This is a genomic window from Bordetella sp. H567, assembly GCF_001704295.1.
In the GTDB taxonomy this organism is placed as follows: Bacteria; Pseudomonadota; Gammaproteobacteria; order Burkholderiales; family Burkholderiaceae_B; genus Bordetella_C.
On record NZ_CP012334.1, the window covers coordinates 132,387 to 159,027 of the forward strand.

Sequence of the window (26,641 nt, forward strand, 5' to 3'; positions counted from 1 at the left end):
GACAGATCCGCCACGACTAGCAAAGGAGCTGCTTCATGGATGGCGACAAGACCGTCGAATCGACTGGTTTCATGGGATGGCTGGACAAGCGCTTTCCAGCCACCTCGACATGGAAAACCCATGTCTCCGAGTATTACGCGCCCAAGAATTTCAACTTCTGGTACTTCTTCGGATCCCTGGCCCTGCTGGTGCTGGTCCTGCAGATCGTCACCGGAATCTTCCTGGTGATGCACTACAAGCCGGACGCCGAACGCGCGTTCCAGTCGGTGGAATACATCATGCGGGAAGTGCCCGGCGGCTGGCTGATCCGCTACATGCACTCCACCGGCGCCTCGATGTTCTTCGTCGTGGTGTACTTGCACATGCTGCGCGGGCTGCTCTATGGCTCCTACCGCAAGCCGCGCGAACTGGTGTGGGTGTTCGGTGTCGCGATCTTCCTCTGTCTGATGGGCGAAGCCTTCTTCGGCTACCTGCTGCCCTGGGGCCAGATGTCGTACTGGGGCGCCCAGGTCATCGTGAACCTGTTCTCGGCCATCCCGTTCATCGGGCCGGACCTGGCGATCTGGATCCGCGGCGACTACGTGGTGTCCGACGCCACGCTGAACCGCTTCTTCTCCTTCCATGTGATCGCCATCCCCCTGGTCCTGATCGGCCTGGTGGCGGCGCACCTGGTCGCGCTGCATGAAGTCGGCTCCAACAACCCGGATGGCGTGGAAATCAAGCAAGGTCCCAAGGACCGCTACGGCCGTCCGCTGGACGGCGTGCCCTTCCACCCCTACTACACCGTGCACGACATCGTGGGCGTGGCGGGCTTCCTGATCGTCTTCGCGGCCATCGTCTTCTTCGGCCCGGAAATGGGCGGGTTCTTCCTGGAATACAACAACTTCATCCCGGCCGATTCCCTGAAGACGCCGCCGCACATCGCGCCGGTCTGGTACTTCACCCCGTTCTACTCCATGCTGCGCGCGACCACCGACGACTTCACCTGGGTGCTGTCCGGCGCCGCCGTGCTGGGCGCGCTGGCGCTGTTCTTCAAGGGCCGGGGCCAGGGCATCGCCCGCATCGTCCTGCCGGTCATCCTGCTGGTGGTTGCCGTGTTGCTGCGCGTGCTGGACGCCAAGTTCTGGGGCGTGGTCGCGATGGGCGGCACCGTGGTGATCCTGTTCTTCCTGCCGTGGCTGGACCAGTCGCCGGTCAAGTCGATCCGCTACCGTCCGGGCTGGCACAAGGCCGTCTACGGGCTCTTCATCATCAACTTCCTGGTGCTGGGCTATATCGGCACGCAGCCGCCCAACCCGGCGTTGAATCTGACCTCGCAGATCGGAACCCTGTACTACCTGGCGTTCTTCTTCCTGATGCCCGTGTGGAGCCGGCTGGGCAGCTTCAAGCCCGTGCCCGAACGTGTCGTCTATCACGCCCACTGAGCCCTGCACACATAACGGAATGACCATGATCAAGAAGCTGATGGGTGCCGTGACGTTGATGCTCACGTGCGCCGCCGCCTTGGCCTCTGAAGGCGGATACCCCCTGGAAGCCGCGCCGAACCGGGTCAACGACGTGGCGGCGCTGCAAAACGGCGCCAAATTGTTCGTCAATTACTGCCTGAACTGCCACGCCGCCGGGTCGATGCGCTACAACAAGCTGACCGAAATCGGCCTGACGGATGAGCAGATCAGGAAGAACCTGCTGTTCACCGGCCAGAAAGTGGGCGACCTGATGACGGTCGCGATGCCGCCCAAGGACGCCAAGAAATGGTTCGGCGTGACGCCGCCTGACCTTTCCGTGATCGCCCGGGCCAAGTCCCAAACTGCAGGCGCTCCCGGAATCGACTACATTTACACCTACCTGCGTTCGTTCTACCGCGACACCAGCCGGCCCACGGGCTGGAACAACCTGGTATTTCCCAATGTGGGCATGCCCCATGTGCTGTGGGAACGCCAGGGTCCGCGCGAGCTGACCACCGTCGCCATGCATCATGCCGAAGGCAAGGGCGAAGAGGGCGGCTGGGAACGCGTCACCACCGTGTACGACCCCCAGGGCTACGCGACGGTCAAGAAGGATGACGTGGCCGATTTTCACGGCAACGAAAGTTTCACGGCGACCTTCAAGGCCGCGAACACGGCGCAATCGGCCCAGTTCGACAATGACGTCGCCGACCTCACCGCCTTCCTGGGCTGGATGTCGGAACCGGTGGCCCAGTTCCGCAAGGAGCTCGGCGTCTGGGTACTGCTCTTCCTGGGCTTGTTCCTGGTCGTCGCGCTGCGGTTGAACGCTTCCTACTGGAAACACGTGAGGTAATCGGCATAACCCAACAGGGGCCGGGGTGCATGCCCTCGGCATAACCGCCCCCCCTGGCAATTGGGGCCAGCGCCTGCTAGATTGGCGGCGCTGGCCTTTCGCTTTTCATACAAGGACTTACCGCCATGATGGTGCTTTATTCCGGAACCACGTGCCCGTTTTCGCAGCGCTGCCGTTTTGTATTGTTCGAAAAGGGCATGGACTTTGAAATCCGGGACATCGACCTGTACAACAAGCCGGAAGATATTTCCGTCATGAACCCGTACGGCCAGGTGCCTATCCTGGTCGAACGCGACCTGGTGCTGTACGAGTCCAACATCATCAACGAGTACATCGACGAGCGCTTCCCGCATCCGCAGCTGATGCCGGCGGACCCCGTCATGCGCGCGCGCACCCGCCTGTTCCTGTACAACTTCGAAAAGGAACTGTTCGTGCACGTGTCGGTCCTGGAAGACCGCAACGCCAAGCCCGACGAAAAGCGCCTGGACCGCGCACGCCAGAACATCCGCGACCGCTTGGCCCAGCTGGCGCCCATGCTGTTGAAGAACAAATACATGCTGGGCGACGAATTCTCCATGCTGGACGTGGCGGTGGCCCCCTTGCTGTGGCGCCTGGATCATTACGGCATCGAACTGCCGAAGAACGCCGCGCCCCTGCAGAAATACGCCGAGCGCATTTTTTCGCGTCCGGCCTATATCGAAGCACTCACGCCTTCTGAAAAGGTGATGCGTCGCTAGGATGGCATCCATGGGTGAATCATCGACCAAACCGTATCTGATCCGTGCGCTGCACGAGTGGTGCACGGATAACGGCTACACCCCGTACGTCGTGGTGCAGGTCAACGACCGCACCATGGTGCCGCCCGCGCACGTGCGCGACGGCCAGATCACGCTCAATATCGGCAACCTGGCGACGAACAAGCTGTTGCTCGGCAACGAGTACATCGAGTTCCAGGCCCGCTTCAACGGCGTGATCGAGATGGTCTCCGTGCCGGTCGGCGCGGTCAGCGCCATCTACGCGCGCGAAACAGGCGCGGGCATGGGCTTCGAGGTGCAGGACGAAGAAGACGCCACGACACCCCGGCATGGGCGCGAAGGTATCGCGGCGGCCGCCGACGACGCATCCGCCCAAGGCCCCCAGAACGACAAGCCCAATGGCGGCAAGGACGACGATCCACCGCCGCCACGACCACACCTGACCATCGTGAAATAGCACGCGGCCGTCGGCGTCTCGGCCGGCCCGCGGCTTTCTGACGCGGCGCAATGCCGCGTATACAATGCACGTCTTCGCGACATCCACGCGCCCTGCGGCGGTGGCATGACGCCTTGCCGGCTTAGCTCAGTTGGTAGAGCAGCGCACTTGTAATGCGAAGGTCGGGGGTTCGATTCCTCTAGCCGGCACCAGCTACCGTCCACGCCCATGCGGGACAGCGTTTTTTATCAATCGGCACCGCCCAGAGGGGCATCCGCCGACGAAGCGCGCGGCCGAAGGCCGACCTTCGCTTCGACGATGCGCAGCAATTCCTGCATGAAGGTCTGGTACGCGCCGCCACACGCCAAGCCGGCGGACAGTACCCCGTGCAAGCGCACCAGCGTGCGATAGGGCAGCCGGGCGACCGCGCAGTCCCTGGGCTGCATGCCCTCCGCGGCGGCTTCGCGCGCGAACAAAGGTTCCAGGATCTGGTCGATGGCCTCGCAGATGGCGTCTTGCGCGACGTCGGCGGCGGCCAGGCAGCGCAATGCGTCGCCGTACAGGGCGATACCGGCGACCATGCGGGACTCCACGACCAGCAGGACGGCGTCGGCACGATGGAATTCGTCGGCGCCGACCACGTCGTACAGCAATTCTTCGCGATGAAACGCCAGTATCCTGTCCCTGACCTGGCGCCGCGCGCTCGCCGTGCGGTCTGCCGCTTCCAGCAGCACACGCGCGCTTTCATCGCTGATACCGGAAACCACGCCCGCGCGACGGTCCAGGCGCCGCACCTGCCGGCGCAAATCCACGAAATGCCGCAGCAGCGGCTCATCGGACTGGATGGCGTTCAGGAATACATACGCCGAGCCCATGACCTTTTCGCGCATGTACGCCATGCGTAGCGCCTTGCGGTGTTCGCCCGGAGCGGCCAGGTAGCGAAGCCGATAGGCCACGGCCGACAGCATGCGTCGCGGCCAGGAGGGCGCACGGGGGCCCGGCCACGGCGCATCACGCGCCGGCGCGGTGTGTATGGCGTTGCCGGCAGACGGAGCATGGGACAGGACCACGGGCGGGAGCGCCAGGTCGTTCATCAGCGGGAGGAAACGCGGAGGCACCGGCATCCTGTCCGTGGCACAGCCAGCGCCGCCGGACGTTCCGGCACCGCGAAGCAGCCCACTGCCGGATAGCGCCTGCGAGGTGCCGCCGCCGCTGCCCGAGCGACGAACCGTGGACTCTGCCGTACGGTGCCCGCGCAGACTCCAGCCGAAACGAAACAGGCCGAAGGTGCCCCGGCGCGCCTGCGTGGCACGGCGCGCATGGGACAACTCGGCGTATATGTCCACTGGGATGGCGGGCTGCGGCTTGAAGGCGTATCCGCTGGGCGTAACACCGACACTGGGGGTACCACCGAAGGCGGAGGCCGTGGAAGGGGCCGCGGGAACGAGATAGGGGGTGTCGTCGGTTCGGTCGGTATTGCCGGCGAACATAGTCGCGTCTCCTGGTCTGGATGGGACCCGCGTCATGGTGCGATGGCGGTCCCGGGCGTGACGCCACGAAGAATCGGGCGATCCAGAGCGCCGCGGCTTCCAGGGCCACGTGCGCAAGTCCCTTCGGTCTCGGGTGCTGGAGCCAGGTTCCGGACGAGGGGGGGAGAAACGGACGAACTAACCTGCGCGTATTATCGGGCGGACGCTCGCGCCGATGCGGTCTGCGCGGGAGCGCGCAGGCGGCCGCACACGGGCTCGATGCCGTGCACGTGCTCATGGCGGAACCGGAAACGCAGCTTGTGCATGCGGCCGTTGTCCGCCGGACGGGTGACCAGATCGGTGGTGTACGTGGTGGCGCCGTTCAATGGCGCGTTGTAGATCACGCGCGCCTTGATGACCGGGCCATCCGCCGGACGCAGATGCACGATATCGCCGACATGGATGGGGGTGCCGTCCAGCGCATGATCAGCGCGAGGCACGAGATGAGGTTGGGTAGTAATCGTCATTGTCATTATTTTCCAAAGCAAATAAAGCATGTCCTCTAGGACGGAGCCACGGGCTTGCGGCCTGGGACGGACATGCACTGCACAGCGGGATCGGCCTGGCGCGCGATATTGGCATCGTGGCCTAAAGTGATGACCGAATCATTGCTGCATATGATTCAGGCGCCCATCCGCCAGATGGACGAGGGGGCGCCGGGGCCGTGGCCGGGAGCAAGAAGCGGGCCTGGACCGGACCGGTATTCAGGCCTGGCGCAGGACTGAATTGGGACGCGGATCGGGGCCCCGCCACGGGGACTGTTCGCCAAGCCGCACCGGGTTGTGATTGGATGGGTTTGGGCCGGTGACCGGCGAAGCTGCCCAGGGAACGATCAAGGATCGCGGATCGACCGATTACCGTTTACGGTACGGCGGCCGACAGGGGCCAAGCTTGGCAGGGGACTTGATGCAGAAGAACAGGGAAGAACGACGGATGAAGAACCTGGAGGGTGCTTCGGGCTAGGCTCGAAAGGCCTGCCGCCGGACTTGCTACGGAACTTGCCGCGCGAACAACTCTGAGATTATGCGCGATCTTCAGCCAAAAATCAACATTTTCATCGACTTGCCCATGCAGCCGTCGGGCCCGCCCCCGCGAACGGGAGTCGCGCCGGCTACAATGCAGGGTCTGCCGGCGGCCCGCCAGGGGTGCCGCGGCCTCTCGCAAGGACATCATGGTGGACATGCATTCCGCTTATGAAGCCGCCTACAGCCCGCCTCGGTTCTGGCGCAAGCTGGCACATCACGCCAGAGGCGCCGGACGCCAAGCCGTGGAAAAAGCCCTCTGGCTTTTCTATGCGCTGCAAGCTCCCGGCACGCCCAAATGGGCCAAGCGCGTGATCTATGGCGCGCTGGGCTATTTCGTTTTCCCGCTGGACGTCATCCCCGATCTGGCGCCGCTGGCCGGCTATACGGACGACCTGACGGTCATGGCCGCGGCGCTCGCCACCGTGGCGGTCTACATCACCGATGACGTCAAGCGGCAGGCCGAAGACAAGCTGCGGCTATGGTTCGGCGACCGGGACACGTCGACGGGCGCCCTGCAGGAGTGACATGGCGGCACCCGTCTGCGCCGCGCCTCCAGGAGCCACGGCGACCCATGCGCGCCCCGCGTTCGGTGACCTGTGGCTGGCGGAAACCGTGCGCCTGCGTGAAGAACATTGGGGGCCCCTGGAAGACCAGGACGCGGTGCGCCAGGCGCGCCACGCCGATGGCCCCGTCGAACAGCGCATCCTGCTGCGCGCCCGCCTGATCGCGCGCCGCGAACATCTGGACGAACGCGTCTCGGCATGGCGCCGGGGCGCCGGCCTCGCCGCCATCCTGCTGCTGGTGCTGGCCCTGGCGGCCGGCGCGGGCACGGCATTGAGCGCGCTGGGCGACGGCACGCGGGTGGTCAATATCGTATGGGCGGCCGTGGCCATGCTGGGCCTGCATGCTCTCACCTTTCTATTCTGGCTGTGCAGCTTCGCGGTGCGCGCCGGTCCGGCCGGGGGCGGCCTGGGCGGCGCGTGGCTGTGGCTGACCCGCAAGCTGGCGCGCGGACCGGATGCGGCGCTGCCGCCGCAGGCCCTGATGGCCCTGCTGGCGCGGGCCGGGGCCGCGCGCTGGCTGTTCGGGGCCGTCAGCCACCTGCTCTGGCTGGCGGCGCTGGGGGCCGCGCTGGGCACCGCCTTGGCCGTGCTGGCCACCGCCCGCTACCGCTTCGCCTGGGCCACCACGCTCCTGTCGCCTGACGCCTTCGTCGGCCTGACGCACGCGCTAGGATGGCTGCCTGCCCGCCTGGGTTTCGCATTGCCCGCCGCCGATATCGTGCGCCAGAGCGACGGCACGCAGGTGCTGCCCGCCGCGGCACAGGCGCAATGGGCCTGGTGGCTCGTCGGCCTGCTGGTCGTCTATGGCATCCTGCCCCGCCTGGCCGCCTGGCTAGTCAGCGTGGCGCGGCTGCGCGCCGCGCTGCGCGGACTGCGCATCGATATGGCACTGCCCGGATACGCCGCCTTGCGTTCACGCTTGCAGCCGCCCGCCGAGTCCCTCGGGCAGGAGGGCCCGGCGCCCTTGCCGCATGCGGCGCGTATCGGCGCCACAGCCTTGCCATCCACCGGCGGGCAGGCCGTGCTGGCGGGACTTGAACTGCCCGACGACATCGCATGGCCCCCGCCGGACATGCCCCCGGCGATACGCGCGGCCGGCAACCTGGACAGCCGGGAGCAGCGCCACGCCCTGCTGGACGCCCTGGCGCTGGCACCCGCGCGGCGCCTGCTGCTGGCCTGCGACGCACGCCAGACGCCGGATCGCGGCACCCTGGCGCTGATCGCCGACCTGGCCGGGAAGGCGGCGGAAACCCGCATATGGCTGATGGCCGGCATCCCTGCCAACGACGCGCCCGGTACGCCGCGAGCCAATGAAGCACGGTCCGGCGACCCCGACGCCGCCGGGATGCCTCCCCACGAAACAGGGGCGCCGGCCGACCGGACGGCCGCCTGGCGGGCGCGCTTGCGGGAAGCCGGCATGCCGGCCGAGGCCATCATGCGCGCCGCGGACCAGCCGCTGCGCTGGCTGGGTGGCGAACATGGCTGACCTGCTGCAGATCGCCGTGGTCGGCCACACGAACACGGGCAAGACATCGCTGTTGCGCACCTTGACGCGGGATCCCGGTTTCGGCGACGTCGCCGACAGCGCGGGCACGACGCGGCAGGTCCAGGGCGCGCGCCTGCGGCTGGAAGGGCGGCCGGTCCTGGCCTGGTTCGATACGCCGGGCATGGAGGACAGCATCGCGCTGCTGGAATACATGGAGCACCTGTGCGGGGACCGCCGCCTGGATGGCCCGGACCGCATACGGCTGTTCCTGGATTCGCCCGAGGCGCGTCGCCGCTTCGAACAGGAAGCCCGCGTGCTGGAAAAGTTGCTGGAGTGCGATGCCGCGCTGTACGTCATCGATGCGCGCGATCCGGTGCTGGGCAAGCATCGCGACGAACTCGCGCTGCTGGCGGCGTGTGGCAAGCCGCTGCTGCCGGTGTTGAATTTCGTGCATGCGCCGTCGCATCGGGCGATGCAATGGCGCGATGCGATGGCGCGCCTGGGTCTGCATGCGCTGCTGGAATTCGATACGGTCGCACCACCGCTGGACGGCGAAAAGCAGCTCTACGACCGTCTTTCCATCCTGCTCGATCGCCACGCGGAGGTCCTGGTTCGCCTATCCGACGCGCTGGGGCGCGAGCGCCGGGAACGCCACGAAGCAGCGCTGCGCCTGATCGCCGAATTGCTGGTGGACGTGGCGGCGCTGCGGCTGTCCTGCGATGCCGACGAGGCGGCCTTGCGCGAGGCCACGCAGCGCCTGCGCGAACTGGCGCGGCGGCGCGAACAGGCCTGCGTCGATGCGCTGCTGGCCCTCTACAACTTCCGCCAGGACGACTATGCGCGCGAGCCCCTGCCACTGGAGGGCGAACGCTGGGGCATGGATCTTTTCCATCCGCGCGCGCTCAGGGACGCCGGCGTGGAGGTCGGCATCGGCATGGCGACGGGCGCGATGGCGGGCGCCGCGGTGGATCTGATGCTGGCCGGCATCAGCCTGGGCACGGCGGCCCTGATCGGCGCCGCGGCCGGCGGCATGTGGCAAGGCATCGAACGTTTCGGCAAGCGGCTGGGCGGCAAACTGCGCGGTCGCCGGGAGCTGACGGTGGACGATCCTGTGCTGCGCCTGCTGGCCGTGCGGCAGCGCGCCTTGGTGCAGGCGCTCGAACGGCGCGGCCATGCGGCGCGCGAGCCCGTGCGGCTGGGCAGCGCGGACAAGGACCCTTGGCGCGATGCGGGCCTGCCCGACGAGATCAAGGAAGCGCGCGGGCGGCCGGAGTGGTGCGGAATGACCGAGGGCTACCAGGACAGTGCGCGGCGCAGCGCGGCCGTGGCCGCACTGACGCGCCGTATTGCCTGACGCGCGCCGCCGGCGCGGGCCCCGGACCGGGGCGTGTCAACTTCAGCGCGGCACGGCCGAACCCGGGGCCGGCGCCTGGTCCGGCGCGTCAGGTTCATTTTCGTCCGGCTGGTCCGCGTCGGGCTCGTCCTGGTCCGGTTCATCCGCGCCCGGCTGCGCCATCATGCCCATCACGCCTTGCAGCACCATGCCGGCGAACTGGTCCAGGGGCATCTTGGTGCCGTTCAGGTCCACGGTGCGCTCGGCGTAATGCAGGGTGGACACGATATCGGTGCCTTGCACGGTGGCGTAGCCGGACGATGCCGCGGCCTTGCCCATCATGGCCGCGAGCACCTGCGCCTGGGCGTTCGCCGCCGCGGCGTCCATGCCGTCGCGCTGCATGTTGTCCGCCAGCAGGTCGGCGACCATGGGCTGGGCAAGCGAGAGCTTTGCATCCAGCTTGCGCAGCGTCTGGGCGATGCGTTCGTCGATGGGCAGGTCGGCCTTTTCGGGCTTGGCCAGGTCCAGGTTCAGCGTAAAGCGCGCTTCCCCATGCGGCGTCTTGAACAGGATGGGATCGATATAGATATTGGGATTGGCCGCCAGCAGCGCATCACGCGCCGACAGGGCCAGGGCGCGTTCCTCGGGGCTCAGGTCGGGTTGAGGCGGCACGGCCTGCGCGCCGCCGCTGGCCTGGGCCTGCTCCATCGCGCGCGACCACAGGCGGCCGTACAGGGAGGCCAGCGATTTGACGGCCTCGGGCGCCAGGTTCTTCGCCCCCAGCGCCACCTGCGCCGTACCGATGTCCTTGCCGCCCACGTTCACCATGGCGATGTCGTAGGCCGCGTGCATGCCCAGCAGGCCCTTGTCCTCGGTGACGTCGGTGCGCTGGTTGTAGCCGGTCAGGATCACCGGCGCGGAGCCAGCCACGGACAGCGCGATGCGCTTGACGCCCAGCGTGGTCTTGCCGACCTGCAGGTCGGCGGGGCCGGGACGCATGTCGGAGTTCAGGGTCACGCCGCTGATTTCGACCTGGCCCGGCGCTTCGCCCTTCAGCATCTTGAACGCCAGGCTGTCGATCGCGCCGTGGGCCTGGACGTGCTTGCCGGCATCCTGGCTGTAGTTCATGACCAGGCCGGAAAAATCGAAGGAGGCGTCATCGCGCGCGACCTTGACCGGCTCGGCCCGGACGGTGCCGGAAACGGCCTGGGTATACGAGATCACGGTGTCGCCGGAAACGGGCGGTACGCCATGGGTCAACGTGAACCAGGGATGGACGGTATCGTTGTCCTTCAGGCGGAAGTCGCCGGCCGCCATGACGGGCAGCAACCGCAGGTGCTTGAGCCGTTCCAGCGGGAAGGGACCATGTCCCACATGGGACGCGATGTCGATGACGTCCTCTCGGGCCGGGGGCTGGCCCGTGGCACCCTGCACGCGGACGCGCACCACCAGGTCGGTGGAAAACACGTGCCGGTCCAGGGACTCCAGCGCCAGCGTGACCTTGCCGCCGGGGAACAGCGTCTGCAGGCGCGCGTTGCCGTCGGCGACCTGCTGCCGGGTGATCTCTTCCACGCGCTTGCCGGTGTACCAAGCGCCCGCGGTCCAGGCCACGCCGACCACCACCACGACGCCCACGACCACGCCAGTTGCTCTTCTTTTCATGATGCCGGTTCTTCCCGCTGACAAAGGCGGGATTATAGGGAGGCCCCTTTGGGATCCCCATGACGCGGTCCCCCCTTTCCTCGAAAAAACGTTACAGGACTATACCGACGGGCTTTCCCGAGTGCGCTACAATGCCTTTCGGTGTGCAGTGCCAATCCGCACACCGCGCCATGCGGCATTCGCCGACGTGCTGCGCCCCTGGGACCGTCCCACGGGCCGCTTCCTTTTCCTCCCTATCGTCCGCCTGGATTGGAGTCACTCAACTTGAGCGACAGGCTGCCGCTGGAGTTGTACTTGACTGTCAAAACATCCTTTGCCGACCTCGGGTTGGCCGATTCCCTGTTGCGTGCGATCGCCGAAACCGGCTACACCGCACCCACGCCCATCCAGGCCCAGGCCATTCCGCTCGTGCTGCAAGGCGGAGACCTGCTGGCTGCCGCCCAGACGGGCACCGGCAAGACCGCCGGCTTCACTCTGCCCATCCTGCACCGCCTGATGCACACCAAGCCGGCGCTGCGCAAGCCCGGCCGGCCGCGGTGCCTGATCCTGACGCCCACGCGCGAGCTGACCGCGCAGGTCGAGGAATCCGTACAGACCTACGGCAAGCACGCCTCCCTGACGTCCATGGTGATGTTCGGCGGCGTGAACATCAACCCGCAGATCAGCGCCCTGAAGAAGCCGCTGGACATCCTGGTGGCAACGCCTGGGCGGCTGCTCGATCACGCCGGCCAGCGCACCGTCGACTTGTCCGGCGTCGAAATCCTGGTCCTGGACGAAGCCGACCGCATGCTGGACATGGGCTTCATCCGCGACATCCGCAAGGTGCTGGCGCTCTTGCCGAAACAGCGCCAGAACCTGCTGTTTTCCGCGACGTTCTCCGACGAGATCCGCACGCTGGCGCGCGGCGTCCTGAACGATCCGGGTGAAGTTTCCGTGACGCCGCGCAATACGGCCACCGAGCTGGTAAGCCAGACCATGCACCTGGTCGAACAGCACCATAAGCGCGACCTGATCAGCCATATCATCCGCGAAAGCGGCTGGCACCAGGTTCTGGTGTTCACGCGCACCAAGCACGGCGCGAACCGGCTGGCCGAGAAGCTCGTCAAGGACGGGCTGAGCGCGGCCGCCATCCACGGCAACAAGAGCCAGGCGGCGCGCACGCGGGCGCTGGCGGGCTTCAAATCGGGCAACGTCAGCGTGCTGGTCGCCACCGACATCGCCGCGCGCGGGCTGGATATCGACCAGTTGCCGCAGGTGGTGAACTTCGAATTGCCCAACGTGCCCGAGGACTACGTACACCGCATCGGCCGCACCGGCCGGGCGGGCGCCACGGGCGCCGCGATTTCGCTGGTGGATCCCAGCGAAATCAAACTGTTGAAAGCCATCGAAAAGCTGATCCGCAAGCCCATCGACCGCATCGAGGTGCAAGGCTGGACGCCATCGCCCAATGCCGTGCGCGAACGCGACGATGAAGACGACGAGCGCGAATCGCGCGGGCCTCGCGGCGGCGGCCGTGGCCGTACGCAGGCGCGGTCCGGCAACGGCGGCGATCGCCCCGGCGCGGCCAATGGTGGCGCACGCCGCAATGGCGCGGCGGCCCCGGCCCACGCAGGCGGCAGGGACGGCGGCGATCGTGCCGGCAATGGCGGCAATCGCCACGCGGGGGCCGGCAACGGCGCCGGCGCAGGCGCCCGCAACGGCAATGGCAGCAGCGGCAATGGCGGCCAGCGTGCCGCGAATGGCAGCCGCACGACCGGCGGCGGCTACGGCGCCAACGGCGACCGCCATGCCGCCGGCAACGGCCATCGCGCCGCGCCAGGCGACCGCCCCGCCCGTGCGCAAGGGACGCCCACGGCGTCTCGCGCCGCGGGCAACCAGGGTGCCGCACGCCGTCCGGCCCTGCTGTCGAAGTAAAACGCACGCGGGGCCTCGTCCCGCGCGGCCAGTGAAGTAAAGCCCGCGCCGGATGCGGCCCGGCGCGCCCCTGTCGAAGCACGGTCGCGTCGGGTGCCGTCCGTGCCGCCGTCGAAGTAAAGTTGCGCCAGGGCGCCATCGCGCGCCGCGCCCCCGACAAGGACTACACAAGGAATACCCGTGCTGCTTTCCACCTGGTTGACCTTCATGCTGGCGTCGTGGGCGATCTCGTTTTCGCCGGGGGCAGGTGCGCTTTCGGCCATGACCTCGGGGCTGCGCCATGGCTTCGCGCGAGGGTACTGGAACACCGCCGGCCTGATCCTGGGCATCATGTTTCAGCTGGCCGTGGTGGGCATCGGCCTGGGGACGCTGCTGGCGACCTCCGAAACGGCGTTCACCCTGGTCAAGTACCTGGGCGTGGCCTACCTGATCTACCTGGGCTGGCGCCAGTTCCGCGCGCAGGCCGCCCCGGTCAAGCTGGAAGGCGGCGAGACCTCGCTGGAATCGCGGCGCACCTTGATCCTGCGCGGCTTCCTGATCAACGCCAGTAATCCGAAGGGCACGGTTTTCCTGTTGGCCGTGGTCCCGCAGTTCATCGACGCCGGCCAGCCGCTGGCCCCGCAATACCTCGCGATCGCCGGCACCCTGGCATTGACGGATACGGTGGCCATGGCCTTCTATACGCTGCTGGCCGCGAAGGTGCTGCGGCTGCTGCGCAGCCCTGTTCACATCAAGTGGATGAACCGCGCCTTCGGCTCGCTCTTCATGGCGGCCGGTGTGCTGCTGGCGTGCTTTCGCCGCGCGCAGTAGGAACGCGGCTTGGCGTCCGCCTGTAAAATTTCCCGTCTATGAATATCGCTCAAGAAGTCGCGCGGCGACGTACGTTCGCCATCATCTCGCACCCGGACGCCGGCAAGACCACGCTGACGGAAAAGCTGCTGCTGTTTGCCGGCGCCATCCAGATCGCCGGCAGCGTCAAGGCCCGCAAGGCCAGCCGGCATGCGTCCTCGGACTGGATGGAAATCGAGAAACAGCGCGGCATTTCGGTGGCCTCGTCCGTCATGCAGATGGAGTACCGCGACAGCGTCATCAACCTGCTCGACACCCCCGGACACCAGGACTTCTCCGAAGACACCTACCGCGTGCTGACGGCCGTCGATGCCGCCCTGATGGTGATCGACGCCGCCAACGGCGTGGAACCGCAGACCAAGCGCCTGCTGCAGGTCTGCCGCGCCCGCAACACGCCCATCATCACGTTCATCAACAAGATGGATCGCGAAGTCCGCGAACCCCTGGACCTGCTCGCCGAAATCGAATCGCATCTGGGCATGGACGCGGTGCCGTTCTCCTGGCCCGTGGGCATGGGCAAGAGCTTCGGCGGCGTCTTCGACATCCGCCAGGACCGCATGCGCATCTTCCGCGCGGGGCAGGAACGGCGCGGTGACGACAACGAATTCATCCAGGGCCTGGACAACCCGGAAATCGCCGGACGTTTCGGCAGCGCCTTCGACCAGGCGCATGGGGAAATCGGCCTGATCAACGAGGCGGCCCCCGCCTTCGACGAACAGGCATTCCTGGACGGCAAGCAGACGCCCGTGTTCTTCGGCTCGGCGATCAACAATTTCGGCGTGCAGGAAGTCCTGGATGCGCTGGTGGAACTCGCGCCCCGGCCCGGTCCGCGTCCGGCCCTGCAGCGCGTCGTGCAGCCGGACGAGCCGCGCTTCACCGGCGTGGTCTTCAAGGTGCAGGCCAACATGGACCCGGCGCACCGCGACCGCGTGGCCTTCGTGCGCGTCAGCTCGGGCCGCTTCGAACGCGGCATGCGGCTGAAGGTATGCCGCACCAACAAGGAAATGCGGCCCAACAACGTCGTATCGTTCTTGTCCCAGCGGCGCGAGCTGCTGGACGAAGCCTATGCCGGCGACGTGATCGGCATCCCGAACCACGGTGTGCTGCAGTTGGGCGACGTGCTGACCGAAGGCGAAATCCTGCAATTCACCGGCTTGCCTTTCTTCGCGCCCGAACTGTTCCAGGCCGTTGAGGTCAAGGACCCGCTGCGCACCAAACAGCTGCGTACCGGCCTGGCGCAACTGGGCGAGGAAGGCGCCATCCAGGTCTTCCGCCCGGTGGCCGCGGGCGGTGCCATGCTGCTTGGGGCGATAGGCCAGCTGCAGTTCGAAGTCGTGCAGCACCGTTTAAAAACCGAGTATGGCGCGGACGCCCGGCTGATGCCTTCGCGTTACACCATGGCACGATGGATTACGTCGGAAGACCCCCGCGCTCTGCGAAAGTTCATGGATGCCAATGCCGCCCATATCGCCTATGATGTCGTAGACGCGGCCGCGTTTTTGATCGGCTCGCCCGCGCAGCTACGTGTCGCGGAAGAACTGTATCCGGATGTGAAGTTCCACGCGATGCGCGAACATGGCGGACGGGTGTTCGGCGACAAGGCCCAGGCTTAAGAGGTTCAGGAATGTCTTGGCGAGTATTGTTCGCAACGCTGCTGGTGGTGCTGGCCGCCTCCGCGTGGGGCGGCATCCAGTTTGGAGATTGGCTGGTGGCGCATGCGCCCGCCGCTACGCGCACGCCCAACGAAACCGATGCGAACCAGGAACCGATACTGGATGCGGACGGCCGGCCCTACACGGCCCAGCCCCCGCAACCACGCATCGACGGCACGCTGGGCGTGCCGGACCGCCCTACCGGGACCAACTGGACAGTGGGCACGGTGTCGCTGTTCGACACGGTAAAAGATCCTTCCGTGATTATCTCGCGCGACAGTATCTCGATGGACCAGGCGCGGCAGATCGCCGCCGCCACGCAATCGGCCCTGCCGTCCGGCACCAACGATGTATCGACGCTGGACCTGGCCACCCAGCAGGCGCAGACCGCGCAATCCGCGCAGCAGTATGCGCAGATCCAGGCGTCGCGCAACGTCAGCCAGCAGCCCATCATCCAATCCGTGGACATGCCGCCGCCGCAGCAACAGGCCTCGAACACCGCGGGCCAGAAAGGCTGGCAGGATGCCCTGCGGCGTGAACTCGCACAATGCGCGGACGCCGGTTTCTTCCAGCGTCCCACGTGCGCGTGGAATGCGCGCAATAAATATTGCGCGCCCAATCAGGCATGGGGCACGATCGCCGAGTGCCCGCACCGCCCCTGACGGTTTACTCCGACACTTCCATCTGGCTCTGCAGATAGTTCTGCAAGCCCACCTGGTCCACCAGGCCGATCTGCGTTTCCAGATAGTCGATGTGTTCCTCCGTGTCGTCCAGGATGTCCTGGAACAGATCGCGGGACACATAGTCGCGTACGGATTCGCAATGCGCGATGGCGTCCTTCAATGTGACCTGGGCGGCCTGTTCGAGCTTCAGGTCGCAGGAGAGGATCTCCGGTACATCTTCGCCGATCAGCAGCTTGTGCAGGTCCTGCAAATTCGGCAGACCATCCAGCATGAATATGCGCTCGATGAGGCGATCGGCGTGCTTCATTTCGCCGATGGACTCTTCGTATTCATGTTTGCCCAGCTTGTTCAGCCCCCAGTGGCGCAGCATGCGCGCATGAAGGAAGTACTGGTTGATGGCCGTCAACTCATTGGTCAATTGCTGGTTCAAAAATTGGATGACGGTTTTGTCGCCTTGCATGATGGACTCCTTGCTGAATCCCGGCAGACTACCATCCACGGGCGCGCCAGCATACCCCTGGCACGCATGTGGTAAACCGCGCTGCGAGCGTGATCTGAAAGCGTACCCAGCAACGCAATGAGAATGAGTCGGCGTACCGGCACGTGATCGGAGACCCCGCCAGGCACGTCATCGCGCCGGCCGCGGCGGCCGCGTCGCCATCCAGATACCCACGGCGATGGGTCCGATGCCTACCAGGTCCATGACGGCCACCGGCTCGGCCAATACCAGCCAACCGAACAGCAGGCCCAGCGGCGGCATCATGAAATGCAGCGCGCTGGCCGCGGTGGCGCTGGACCGCGCCAGAATCAAAAACCACAGGCCGAACCCGCCGATGGAAACGGCGACGATCATGTACGCCATGCTCCAGAACAGCGACGCGGTGTAGGCCACCGGCAGGTGCGCTTCGTAGACCCACGCGAAAGGCAGAAGGGCGATCCCGCCGAACAGCGACTGCAGGCCGGTGGCCAGCCAGATATTGCTGGCGGGCGTGTGGCGCTTGTACAAAAGCGTACCCGCCACCAGCGCGACCAGCGCCGCCACGACCAGCAGCGTGCCCTGCAGGTCCTCGTGCCCCGCGGTCAACCGCGAGCGCAGCACCAGCGCCACGCCGACCAGCCCCAGGCACAGGCCGGCGACCTTGCGCCACCCCACGCGTTCGCCCAGCAGCGGACCGGCCAGCGCGCCGATCACCAAGGGATTCGTACTGACGATCACGGCGGCGAAGGCAGACGAGACCGTCATCATGCCGGTCCAGCTCAGGCCCAGGTACACCGCGTTGTTGAGCACGCCCAGCGCGGCCAGCATGCCCCACTGACGCCAGCGCAGCGGGCGCAATCCGCCCGTCATCCAGGCCAGCCCGATCATCAGCGCCGCGGCGATGAAGAAGCGCGCCGTCAACAAGGTGAGCGGCGGACAGTCGCGCAGCGCGATCTTCGCGGCGGCGAACGCGGAGCTCCACAACAGGCAAAACAAGGCGATCGGGGCCCAGGCCACAGGGGCGGGCGAAGCGGCAGGAACGGCGGAGGCCGCTTGGAGGGTTTTCATCATGGATCCGTGGCAATCAGACACCGACTTCGGAACGGTTGGCGCGATTGTGTTGCTCCCCAGACACATTGACAAATTCTTTATTCCCATCGAAAGTATTTGAAAATTCGATGGAACAATTCGCATGCCGGACCTCGACCTGTTGCGCAGCTTCGTATCCGTGGTGGACGCGGGTGGCTTCACACGCGCCGGGGAACGCGTGCACCGCACGCAGTCGACCGTCAGCCAGCAGATCCGCAAACTCGAAGACAAGCTGGGGTGCACGCTGTTTCGCCGGGAGAGCCGCAAGGCGCTGCTGACGGAAGACGGCGAACGCCTGCTGGGCTATGCCCGCCGCATGCTGGCACTGTCCAACGAGCTGCACGACACGGTCGGCAAGGCCGCCCACGTGGAGGTGGTGCGGCTGGGCCTGCCGGACGATTTCGCGGTGCCCGCGCTGACCGAAATCGTCAGTGCCTTCGCACGGTCGCGACCGGATGTCAGGCTATCGGTGTGCTGCGACCTGAGTTGCCGCTTGAGCGTGGCCCTGGCCCAGAGGGACCTGGATGTCGTGCTGCTGAAGCGAGAGCCCGGGGCGGGACCTTGCATCGCGGCCTGGGCGGAACGGCTGCATTGGACGGGCGCCCGCTGCGCCTTGCCGGCCGGCGACGAAACCGTACGGCTGGTGGTTCGACCCCCGGGCTGCCTGTACCGCGAGCGAGCGATACATGCCCTGGAGCGCGCGGGCAGGCGCTGGCGCATCGTCTACGAAAGCCCGAACCTGCCCGGGATACAGGCGGCCCTGCGCGGGGGCTTGGGGATTTCGCTGCTGGACGAACAAGCGTTGGAAGCAACGTCGACGCTATTGGACGACGCCTTGCCGGCGATCGTCCCTACCGAGCTGGCCCTGATCACGCGGCCGGGCGCGCCCGACGGCGCGCGCGAAATGGCCGGCATGCTGCGCCAGTTCTGCGACGGGCAGCGCATGGCGGCGCCGGCGCGTCAGGCCGCGGCGACGATGGGAATGGGAAAGCCGTTGGCGGCCGAACCGCTTTGATCCGCGATCGGTACCGCCGCGGCGTGCGTCATGGAACGCACGTTGCAGACGCTGGAACAGCGTCCGCCGGGCAGATATTCGACCGCGGTCGCGGCACATGTCCCGCAGCAGGTGGCGACACCCAGCTCGAACTGAAGATCGTCCAGCGTGGTGGCGCCCCCGTCCACGGCGGCGCGGACCTGGCGTTCAGTGATGGCGTTGCAGACACAAACGTACATGAGAATAATTATCGAAAATTATTCGCATTCACGCAAATAGAAAAAGCGGGGACGAGGCAAGGACGTCGCGCGCTTTCAACGGCCCTAGCGCAGCGCCGCCTGCGCCTTGCGAACCGAGGCCGGCGCGATGCGCATCGATTCCCGGTATTTGGCCACCGTGCGCCGCGCGATGACGATCCCCTGTTCGGCCAATTTGAGCATGAGCTGGTTATCCGACAAGGGCTTGGCGCGGTTCTCTTCCGACACCAGCCGCTTGATGTGGGCCTGGACCGCGGTCGCCGATGCGGCGTCGCCGCTATCGGTGGCCACGCCGGCGCCGAAGAAATCCTTCAGCTCCATCGTGCCGAACGGAGTGAGCAGGTACTTCTGGGTCGTGGCCCGTGAAATCGTGGACTCGTGCAGGCCCAATTCCCCGGCGATGTCCTTCAGGATCAGGGGCCGCATGGCCGAGGGCCCCTGGCTGAAGAAGGCGGATTGGTGGTTCACGATGGCCTGCGCCACCCGCAGGATGGTATCGAAGCGCTGTTCCACATTGCGGATCATCCAGCGGGCCTGCTGCAGCTGCGCGTGCAAGGCGGAATGGCTGGCCTCGCGCTGGTTGCCCAGCATCTGCGCGTACACCCCGTTGATGCGCAGGCGCGGCATGGCGGCGCTGTTCAGCACAACGCGCCAGCCCTGGCGCGCCTTGCGCACGATGACGTCCGGGATGGCGTAATCGGCCACCGGCACCGTCCAGCGGCGGCCGGGACGGGGGTCCAGCTTCAGGATCAGGGCACGGGCGCCGCGCACCGTGGCGTCGTCGCACTGCAGGGCTTCGCGCAGGCGTGCCGCATTGGCGCCGGCCAATAGCGGCAGATGTTCGGCGCAGACGCGCCGCGCGCAGGCCAGCACCGCGGGGGCGGCCGCTTCCGGCAAGGCGGCGAGATCCGGTTCCCGCAGTTGCAGCACCAGGCATTCCGCCATATCGCGCGCGCCGATGCCGGGCGGATCGAAGGACTGCAACAGCCGCAGCGCGGCCCGCAGCTCGTCGAGATCGGTCTCGATTTCGGCGGGCAGCCAGCCCAGGATTTCCTCCAGCGGCGATCCCAGGTAGCCGTTGTCGTCCAGTTCGTCGATCAGCAGGGCGACCAGGGCCGCATCGCGGTGGCCGGCGCGCGTCAGCGCCAGCTGGCCCAGGAGATGTTCGCGCAGGGTTTCGCCCCGGGCGGCCTCCGGCATGTCGCTGTCGTCGTCCGCATGGACGCCCTTGGCGCCAGGCATCTCGTCCACCGCCGGCTCGCGTTCCGGCGTAGGATCGTCTTCATGCGCCGATTCCTCGCGATTGGAGTCGATGTCTTCCGCGGCGGGGTCCTCGTCACGCTCCAGCAGCGGGTTCTCGTCCAGCGCCTGGGAGATTTCCGCCTCCAGCGCAAGCGTCGAAAGCTGCAGCATCCGGATGGACTGCTGCAGCTGCGGGGTCAGGGCAAGGTGTTGCCCGGGCCGGAGTTCTAAGGCGTGACGCGTCATAGGTACAATATTTTGCATGATGAATCCGACTTCGCCCGAACGCGTGCGCCAGGATAGCCGGCTGATCCGTCAGACCCTGCTGAAACTGTCGTCCCCCCGTCTAGTCGTCCGGGCGATCGTCATCGCCGTGGCCGTGGTGATCTGGCTCTGGGTCGCGCAGCGCATCCTGGCCTTCGGCGCCACCCTGGACTACCAATTCCTGCACCCCCTGGGCGCATCCACGATCGAACTGCTGAACCGCATCAATCCCTACCTGTGGTGGGCGGTGGTGGCCATCTGGTCGCTGATCGTGTTCTTCGCCGTGCGCGGCTGGCTGCGCGGCAATATGGACGCGGCGCGGTTGCGCACGGTACCGGCGGACACCTTTGCCGACCTGGCCGGAGCGCTCAGCGAGGAAGTCATCGCGGTGATGCGCTGGAGCTGGGGCAGCCGCGACGAACCGTTCACCGTGGGCGATCTGCAACGCACCTTGTGGGAAATCCGCCACGGACGCATCGCCAAGATCGCCATGGTACGCGAGCAGGAAGCCTTGCTGGGCATCCCACAGACGGTGCCCGGCCGGCTGGACCGGGGTGATCGCGTTGCCCGCCTGGACCGCGCTGATCGCCCGGAACGCCCTCTGCCCGCGGGGCGGGAGCTGCCCGGCGAGCGCCGCCGCCCGGTACGAACCGGGATGGACAGCGACGGCCCAATCGAACCGCGCATCGGGCCGATCAAATAAAAGCCGTGTCGCGGCGTACCGCGACACATCCGGCCAGTTCAGCACAACACATTTGCATCCTCGGCCGAAATGTGGTTGACTTATGGCTTGCTCATCATCATTCCCATGGCCGCTAACCGCACCTTTCTCGCGATGACCACCGGACGCCACGGCGCGCCGATGGGCGGCCTGCGTTCCGCGCAAGGCGGGTGTGCAGGGGTGTCGACCGCGGCGGCCGCTGGCCTCGCCATCGAGCTTGCCACCATCACCACCAGCGGCGGCTCGCTGGCGCTATCGCTACAACTACCGATCGGTTGCCGGGCCTAGCGTCCAGTGGTAGTTCGGCAGCCGTTGCGCCACAACGTCTTTCCCTTTCAAAACACGAATCCCCGCTGGCCCGGCCAGGCAAGACCCGCCCGTGTTCATCGCCGCCGATAATCGCGGCGCTGCCGGCAGGACAGGTGAATCAGCGGCATCGCCCTACAGGCGCCGCACACCGGGATTCATGCACATGCCTTGAGGTAACCCGATGATGCTCGCCAACCCCGCACAGAAATACCGTCCCTTCGCGCCCTTCGCGCAGGACTATGCAGAACGCACCTGGCCCAGCCGGCGCATTACCCAGCCGCCGATCTGGATGAGCACGGATCTGCGCGACGGCAATCAATCGCTGATCGAGCCCATGAGCATCGAGCGCAAGCTGCGTTTCTTCGAACAGCTGGTGAAGATCGGCTTCAAGGAGATCGAGGTCGGCTTTCCCTCCGCCTCGCAGACCGACTTCGATTTCGTGCGCAAGCTGATCGACGAAAAGCACATCCCGGACGACGTGGTCATCATCGTGCTGACCCAGTCGCGCGAAGACCTGATCGCGCGCACGGTCGAGGCGGCGGCAGGCGCCCGCCGTGCGATCGTGCACCTGTACAACGCCGTCGCCCCGGCTTTCCGCAAGATCGTCTTCAATATGAGCAAGGACGAGATCCGGAAGATCGCGACCACCGGTACGGAATTGGTGAAAGCCGCCGTGGCGCGCCACCCGGAAACCCGATGGGGCTACGAATATTCGCCCGAGGTCTTCAGCACCACCGAACCGGAATTCGCGCTGGAAGTCGTCGACGCGGTATCCGCCGTCTGGCAGCCGACGCCCAGCGACAAGATGATCGTCAACCTGCCGGCCACGATCGAAGCGACCACCCCCAATCTGTACGCCGACCAGATCGAATGGATGCACCGCAACCTGGCGCGCCGCGACAGCATCGTGCTGAGCGTGCACCCGCACAACGACCGCGGCACGGCCGTGGCGGCCGCCGAATTCGCCGTCATGGCGGGCGCGGACCGCATCGAGGGCTGCCTGTTCGGCAGCGGGGAACGCACCGGCAACGTGGACCTGGTGACGCTGGCGCTGAACCTGTACACGCAGGGCGTGCATCCCGGCCTGGATTTTTCGGACATCGACGAAGTGCGCCGCTGCGCGGAATACTGCAACCAGCTGCCCGTGCACCCGCGCCATCCCTATGCGGGCGATCTGGTGTTCACGGCCTTCTCCGGTTCGCACCAGGATGCCATCAAGAAGGGCTTCGCGCGGCAGCAGCCCGACGCCTTGTGGGAAGTGCCCTACCTGCCCATCGATCCCGCCGACCTGGGTCGCAGCTACGACGCCGTGATCCGCGTCAATAGCCAATCCGGCAAGGGCGGCGTGTCGTATCTGCTGGAACAGGAACACGGGCTGGTACTGCCGCGCCGCCTGCAGATCGAATTCAGCCGCGCCATCCAGCGCGTCACCGATGAAACCGGCCGCGAGGTGACCGCGACCGATGTCTACGATATCTTCAAGCAGGAATACCTGGAACAGCAGGCGCCCTGGAAACTCATCCGCCATCGCATCATCGGCGATCCGGCCGCGGCGGAATCCAAGCACTTCCGCGTGGAAGCGGACGTCGAGGTCGACGGCGAACGCCGCACCGTTACGGGCGAGGGCAACGGTGCGATCTCGGCTTTCGTCGCGGCGCTGGGCATGCCGGCGCGCGTCATGGATTACCACGAACACGCCATCGGCGCCGGCTCGGATACGCGGGCAGCCAGCTATATCGAAGTGCGCGTGGGCGATTCCTCGACGGGCTTCGGCGTCGGCGTGGACCGCGATATCGTCACCGCCTCGTTCCAGGCCGTGCTGTGCGCCATCAACCGGCACTTGAAGGCCAATGCCGCGGCGTCGTCCACCGAGCCGGCGGAAGCCGTCACGGCTTGATGCCTGGGCTGGCCGCCGGCCTAGCGGCCGCGGCCAGCCGGCCTTGCCATCCGCGCATCCCATACGAAACCGCCAGCACGACATGCTGGCGGTTTTTTTTATCGGATGCCGGCGCGCAGGAAGGACTGGACGAACTGCCGCTGGAACAACAGGAAGGCAATCAGCAAGGGCGCGGCGGACAGCAGCGTCGCCGCGGTGATGACGGACCAGTCTATGCCCTGGTCGGAAGAAGAAAACACCTGCAGTCCCACCGTCAGCGGACGCGTGTTGACGGAATTCGTGATGATCAACGGCCACAGGAAATTGTTCCAGTGGTAGCTGACCGAGACCAGGCCATAGGCGATGTAGGTGGGCCGGGCCAGCGGCACATAGACCTTCATCAGTATCTGCCAGCCGTTGGCGCCTTCCATGCGGGCGGCTTCCTCCAGCTCGCGCGGGATGGTCTTGAAGGTCTGGCGCAGCAGGAAGATGCCGAAGGCCGACGCGAAATACGGCAGCCCGATGGCAAACACCGTATCGCGTATGCCCAGCCAGCTCATGGTGCGGTAGTTTTCGACGATCAGCACGTCGGGCATGACCATCAGCTGCAGCAGCACGAGCATGAACACCAGGTCGCGCCCACGGAAGTCGACGCGGGCGAAGGCATAGCCCGCCATGGTGGACAGCACCAGCTGTGCGGCCAACACCATGGTGACCAGGAAGAAGGTGTTCAGGAAATAGCGCGGAAACGGCGCAGCGTCCCAGGCGCGCACGAAGTTCTCCAGCGTCAGCGGCGCGAAGAGATCGAAGCGCGTGGCGTACGCGGGCGGATGGATCGCGGCCCAGACCGCATAGAGCAGCGGCAGGATCCACAGGATGCCCAACAGCCACGCGCCGGCCGTATCCAGAAGCGTGTCCAGGCGGGGCTGCATCAGGCCCGGCCGCCGGGTGCCGGCGTGCGCCGCCTCGGCCGGCATCGGCTTGATCGAGGAGGTCGAGGCGAGCTTCATTGATAGTGCGTCCTCTTGTCCAGCCAGCGGAACTTCAGCAGCGCCGCCAGGCCCAGCACGGCCAGCAGCACCACGGTAAGGGTCGCCGCATAGGCGGTATCCCAGAAGCTGAAGCCCACCTGGAAGATGTAGAACAGCAGCAGCGTGCTTGCATTGTCGGGACCGCCGCGCGTCATCACCACCACATGATCGACCAGCCGGAATGCGTTGATCAGCGCGTTGATCAGGACGAACAGCGTGGTCGGCATCAGCAAGGGCCAGAGCACGCGCCGGAAGTACTGCCAGCGCGATGCACCCTCCAGCATGGCGGCCTCGCGCAGCGAAGGCGATACGCCTTGCAGCGCGGCCAGGTAGAAGATCATGAAGAAACCCGCCTCTTTCCATACCGACACCAGCATCAGGGCGGGCAAGGCAGTTTCGCGCGACCCCAGCCAGTTCACGCCCGGCAGGCCGAAGGCCTGCAGGACCTGCGCGATCAGGCCGTACTGCGGGGTATAGAAGAACAGCCAGATATTGGCCACGGCCACCATGGGCAGCACCGTGGGCGTGAAATACGACAGGCGCAGGAAGCCGCGGCCGGCGAGGTTGCGATTGACCCACAGCGCCATCAGCAGCGCCAGCGCCACCGCCGTCGGAATGGTGCCCAGCGCGAACCATAGGTTGTTCCAGAGGGCCCGCCAGAATACCGGGTCGTCGCGCATCGCCTGGTAGTTGTCCAGGCCGACGAACACCGCGGGACGGCGGCCCTTGGGCGTGGAGAAGAAGCTGTGCCACAGCGTCGCGATGGCGGGATAGTGGGTGAAGGCGGCCAGCAGCACCAGGGCAGGCAGCAGAAGCAGCCAGCCGTATACCGCCTTCATCCCGGGCGCGACGCGAGGGCTCATCGGTAGGGTCGCAGGATGCGGTCTGCTTCGCGCTGCGCGTCGGCCAGCGCCTGCTGCGCGGGCTTCGCGCCGGTCAGGATGGCCTGCAGCGCATCGTTAAGCACTTTGGTAACGCGCTGGTTCTCGTGCGTGGAGAACTCGGCCACGCTGACTGCCAGCTGGTCGCGCGCCACCGCGGCGGCGGGCACTTGCTGCGCGTACTGCTTCATCTTGGGTGTCTCCCAGGCCGCCGGGGTCACCGCGACGTAGCCGGTGGCGATGCTCCAGTCCGCGGCGCGTTCGGGCGAGGTCGCCCACTGCGCGAACTTCAGCGCGGCCTTTTGCTGGGCTGGCGTGCCGCTCTTGAAGATGTAGAAGTTGCCCCCGCCGGTGGGGCTGCCTCCCCGGACCTTCTTGGGCATCATTGCCACGCCGAAGGGGAAGGTGGCATTGGCGCGGATGTTGGTCAGGTTGCCCGTCGTGGTCCACACGATGGCGGCTTTCTTTTCCAGGAAGTCCTTGGGCGTGGTGCCCCAGTCGATCGTGCCCGACGGCATCGCGCCATGCTTGGCCGACAAGTCGCGCCAGAACTGCGCGGCCTCGACCACGGCGGGCTTGTCCAACATGACCTGGTTGCCGGCCTCGTTCATCAGGATGGCGTTATTGGGCGTGGTCAGCGCCTGGAACAGCCAATACGCGAAGGCACCGCCCGAAGGGATCTCCAGGCCCCATTGCGTCACGTGGCCGGACGCATCCTTCCTGGTCAGCTTGACGGACGCATCTACCAGTTCCTGCCAGGTCGCGGGCGGATGTTCCGGGTCCAGGCCCGCCGCCTTGAACAGGTCCTTGTTGTAGTACATGACGATGGTGGAGCGCTGGAACGGCACCCCCCATACGTGGCCGCCGGAGCGGCTGTTCTGCATGAAGGCGTCATAGAAGCCGCCCAGCCACGCCTTGCCGGCGGTATCACCGGCGAGCCCGTCGATGGGCACGATGGCGTCCTCGTCGATCAGGGTGAACATATCGGTGGACAGCAGCACCGCCAGCTGCGGCGGCTGGCCGCCCTTCATCGCCGTCAGCACCTTGGCGATGGAGTCCTGGTAGGTGCCGGCATAGATCGGCTTGACGTTGATGTCGGGGTTTTCCTTGTGGAAGTCCGCCACCATGGTGTCGATGATCTTGGTGATGGGGCCGCCCACCGCCACCGGATAGTAGAACTCCACGTCCACCGGCTGCTGGGCGTGGACGGGCAGGGAGAACAGCGCGCCGGCCATGACGGCGGCAAGGCTTTTCAATACGGTGCGTCGCATAGTGGCTTCCTGGATGGAAAGGAAAACGAATAAAAACGGAAAA

25 protein-coding genes and 1 tRNA gene are annotated in these 26,641 nt (G+C 66.3%); 16 read left to right on the forward strand and 10 right to left on the reverse strand.

Features of this window, described 5'->3' with window-relative positions:
* Nucleotides 1-35: 35 nt before the first annotated feature.
* The 5 genes from AKI39_RS00655 to AKI39_RS00675 all read left to right on the forward strand — a co-directional run bounded on the left by AKI39_RS00655 (nt 36) and on the right by AKI39_RS00675 (nt 3,701).
* Nucleotides 36-1,424, forward strand: coding sequence for a cytochrome b (locus AKI39_RS00655; RefSeq protein WP_066631498.1), 1,389 nt, complete (start codon nt 36-38; stop codon nt 1,422-1,424).
* A 19-nt stretch (nt 1,425-1,443) separates the two neighbouring features.
* Entirely contained in the window at nt 1,444-2,298 is an 855-nt protein-coding gene (locus tag AKI39_RS00660) for a cytochrome c1 (protein ID WP_201258537.1), read from the forward strand.
* Between the two features lie 125 nt (nt 2,299-2,423).
* Entirely contained in the window at nt 2,424-3,035 is a 612-nt protein-coding gene (locus AKI39_RS00665; protein WP_066342981.1) for a glutathione S-transferase N-terminal domain-containing protein, read from the forward strand.
* A gap of 10 nt (nt 3,036-3,045) precedes the next feature.
* Nucleotides 3,046-3,510, forward strand: a complete 465-nt coding sequence (locus tag AKI39_RS00670) for a ClpXP protease specificity-enhancing factor (RefSeq protein ID WP_066641901.1) — start codon at nt 3,046-3,048, stop codon at nt 3,508-3,510.
* Nucleotides 3,511-3,625: 115 nt separating this feature from the next.
* Nucleotides 3,626-3,701: transfer RNA gene (locus AKI39_RS00675), tRNA-Thr, on the forward strand.
* Nucleotides 3,702-3,737: 36 nt separating this feature from the next.
* On the opposite strand, the gene AKI39_RS00680 is transcribed toward AKI39_RS00675, so the two are convergent.
* A complete protein-coding gene (locus AKI39_RS00680; RefSeq protein ID WP_066631502.1) occupies nt 3,738-4,979 on the reverse strand; it encodes a hypothetical protein in 1,242 nt (413 codons plus the stop codon).
* 191 nt (nt 4,980-5,170) lie between these two features.
* Nucleotides 5,171-5,485 (reverse strand): hypothetical protein, encoded by a 315-nt coding sequence (locus tag AKI39_RS00685; protein ID WP_235610718.1) that lies wholly within the window; start codon nt 5,483-5,485, stop codon nt 5,171-5,173.
* 704 nt (nt 5,486-6,189) lie between these two features.
* On the opposite strand from AKI39_RS00685, the gene AKI39_RS00690 reads away from it, so the two are divergent.
* The 3 genes from AKI39_RS00690 to AKI39_RS00700 are packed head-to-tail and all read left to right on the forward strand — an operon-like array spanning nt 6,190 to nt 9,446.
* Nucleotides 6,190-6,567: a YkvA family protein gene (locus tag AKI39_RS00690; protein WP_066631514.1), complete on the forward strand. Its 378-nt coding sequence runs from the start codon at nt 6,190-6,192 to the stop codon at nt 6,565-6,567.
* Nucleotide 6,568: 1 nt separating this feature from the next.
* Entirely contained in the window at nt 6,569-8,092 is a 1,524-nt protein-coding gene (locus AKI39_RS00695; protein ID WP_066631516.1) for a DUF2868 domain-containing protein, read from the forward strand.
* Nucleotides 8,085-9,446, forward strand: coding sequence for a GTPase/DUF3482 domain-containing protein (locus tag AKI39_RS00700; protein ID WP_066631518.1), 1,362 nt, complete (start codon nt 8,085-8,087; stop codon nt 9,444-9,446). Before AKI39_RS00695 ends, AKI39_RS00700 begins: the two co-directional genes overlap by 8 nt.
* A gap of 42 nt (nt 9,447-9,488) precedes the next feature.
* On the opposite strand, the gene AKI39_RS00705 is transcribed toward AKI39_RS00700, so the two are convergent.
* Entirely contained in the window at nt 9,489-11,087 is a 1,599-nt protein-coding gene (locus tag AKI39_RS00705; RefSeq protein ID WP_083228552.1) for a YdgA family protein, read from the reverse strand.
* A 294-nt stretch (nt 11,088-11,381) separates the two neighbouring features.
* Between AKI39_RS00705 and AKI39_RS00710 the strand changes: the two genes are divergently transcribed.
* The 4 genes from AKI39_RS00710 (at nt 11,382) to AKI39_RS00725 (ending at nt 16,164) form a co-directional block, all read left to right on the forward strand.
* The gene (locus AKI39_RS00710; RefSeq protein WP_076879748.1) at nt 11,382-13,001 is read left to right on the forward strand and encodes a DEAD/DEAH box helicase; all 1,620 of its coding nucleotides are present in this window, start codon (nt 11,382-11,384) and stop codon (nt 12,999-13,001) included.
* A gap of 180 nt (nt 13,002-13,181) precedes the next feature.
* Nucleotides 13,182-13,811, forward strand: a complete 630-nt coding sequence (locus AKI39_RS00715) for a LysE family transporter (protein ID WP_066631522.1) — start codon at nt 13,182-13,184, stop codon at nt 13,809-13,811.
* A 38-nt stretch (nt 13,812-13,849) separates the two neighbouring features.
* On the forward strand, nt 13,850-15,463 hold the full coding sequence (locus AKI39_RS00720; RefSeq protein ID WP_066631524.1) for a peptide chain release factor 3: 1,614 nt from the start codon (nt 13,850-13,852) through the stop codon (nt 15,461-15,463).
* An 11-nt stretch (nt 15,464-15,474) separates the two neighbouring features.
* Nucleotides 15,475-16,164, forward strand: coding sequence for a hypothetical protein (locus tag AKI39_RS00725; protein WP_066631526.1), 690 nt, complete (start codon nt 15,475-15,477; stop codon nt 16,162-16,164).
* Nucleotides 16,165-16,168: 4 nt separating this feature from the next.
* Here AKI39_RS00725 and bfr read toward each other — a convergent pair whose 3' ends face one another.
* On the reverse strand, nt 16,169-16,645 hold the full coding sequence (gene bfr / locus AKI39_RS00730; RefSeq protein WP_066631528.1) for a bacterioferritin: 477 nt from the start codon (nt 16,643-16,645) through the stop codon (nt 16,169-16,171).
* Between the two features lie 168 nt (nt 16,646-16,813).
* Entirely contained in the window at nt 16,814-17,731 is a 918-nt protein-coding gene (locus AKI39_RS00735; RefSeq protein ID WP_066631530.1) for a DMT family transporter, read from the reverse strand.
* A gap of 124 nt (nt 17,732-17,855) precedes the next feature.
* Here AKI39_RS00735 and AKI39_RS00740 point away from each other — a divergent pair, with 124 nt between their 5' ends.
* Nucleotides 17,856-18,767: a LysR family transcriptional regulator gene (locus tag AKI39_RS00740; RefSeq protein ID WP_066631532.1), complete on the forward strand. Its 912-nt coding sequence runs from the start codon at nt 17,856-17,858 to the stop codon at nt 18,765-18,767.
* Here the strand turns inward: AKI39_RS00740 and AKI39_RS24785 are convergent.
* Both AKI39_RS24785 and rpoN read right to left on the reverse strand, forming a co-directional pair.
* The gene (locus AKI39_RS24785; RefSeq protein WP_076879645.1) at nt 18,713-18,985 is read right to left on the reverse strand and encodes a (2Fe-2S)-binding protein; all 273 of its coding nucleotides are present in this window, start codon (nt 18,983-18,985) and stop codon (nt 18,713-18,715) included. The two genes, AKI39_RS00740 and AKI39_RS24785, sit on opposite strands and share 55 nt — an antisense overlap.
* An 84-nt stretch (nt 18,986-19,069) precedes the next feature.
* Complete coding sequence (gene rpoN, locus AKI39_RS00745; protein WP_443103691.1) at nt 19,070-20,491, reverse strand: RNA polymerase factor sigma-54; 1,422 nt, start codon at nt 20,489-20,491, stop codon at nt 19,070-19,072.
* A 16-nt stretch (nt 20,492-20,507) separates the two neighbouring features.
* Here rpoN and AKI39_RS00750 point away from each other — a divergent pair, with 16 nt between their 5' ends.
* The 3 genes from AKI39_RS00750 (at nt 20,508) to leuA (ending at nt 23,436) form a co-directional block, all read left to right on the forward strand.
* Nucleotides 20,508-21,212 carry a hypothetical protein gene (locus AKI39_RS00750; protein ID WP_066631536.1) on the forward strand — a complete coding sequence of 235 codons (705 nt, stop codon included), beginning with the start codon at nt 20,508-20,510 and terminating at the stop codon, nt 21,210-21,212.
* An 87-nt stretch (nt 21,213-21,299) separates the two neighbouring features.
* Nucleotides 21,300-21,518 (forward strand): hypothetical protein, encoded by a 219-nt coding sequence (locus tag AKI39_RS00755; RefSeq protein WP_145925163.1) that lies wholly within the window; start codon nt 21,300-21,302, stop codon nt 21,516-21,518.
* Between the two features lie 202 nt (nt 21,519-21,720).
* Nucleotides 21,721-23,436 carry a 2-isopropylmalate synthase gene (leuA, locus tag AKI39_RS00760; RefSeq protein WP_066631540.1) on the forward strand — a complete coding sequence of 572 codons (1,716 nt, stop codon included), beginning with the start codon at nt 21,721-21,723 and terminating at the stop codon, nt 23,434-23,436.
* 98 nt (nt 23,437-23,534) lie between these two features.
* On the opposite strand, the gene AKI39_RS00765 is transcribed toward leuA, so the two are convergent.
* From AKI39_RS00765 to AKI39_RS00775, 3 genes are all read right to left on the reverse strand, one after another.
* Nucleotides 23,535-24,335 (reverse strand): carbohydrate ABC transporter permease, encoded by an 801-nt coding sequence (locus AKI39_RS00765; RefSeq protein ID WP_145925378.1) that lies wholly within the window; start codon nt 24,333-24,335, stop codon nt 23,535-23,537.
* A gap of 86 nt (nt 24,336-24,421) precedes the next feature.
* Entirely contained in the window at nt 24,422-25,285 is an 864-nt protein-coding gene (locus AKI39_RS00770) for a carbohydrate ABC transporter permease (RefSeq protein WP_066631542.1), read from the reverse strand.
* Between the two features lie 20 nt (nt 25,286-25,305).
* Nucleotides 25,306-26,598: an ABC transporter substrate-binding protein gene (locus AKI39_RS00775; protein WP_066631544.1), complete on the reverse strand. Its 1,293-nt coding sequence runs from the start codon at nt 26,596-26,598 to the stop codon at nt 25,306-25,308.
* Nucleotides 26,599-26,641: the final 43 nt, after the last annotated feature.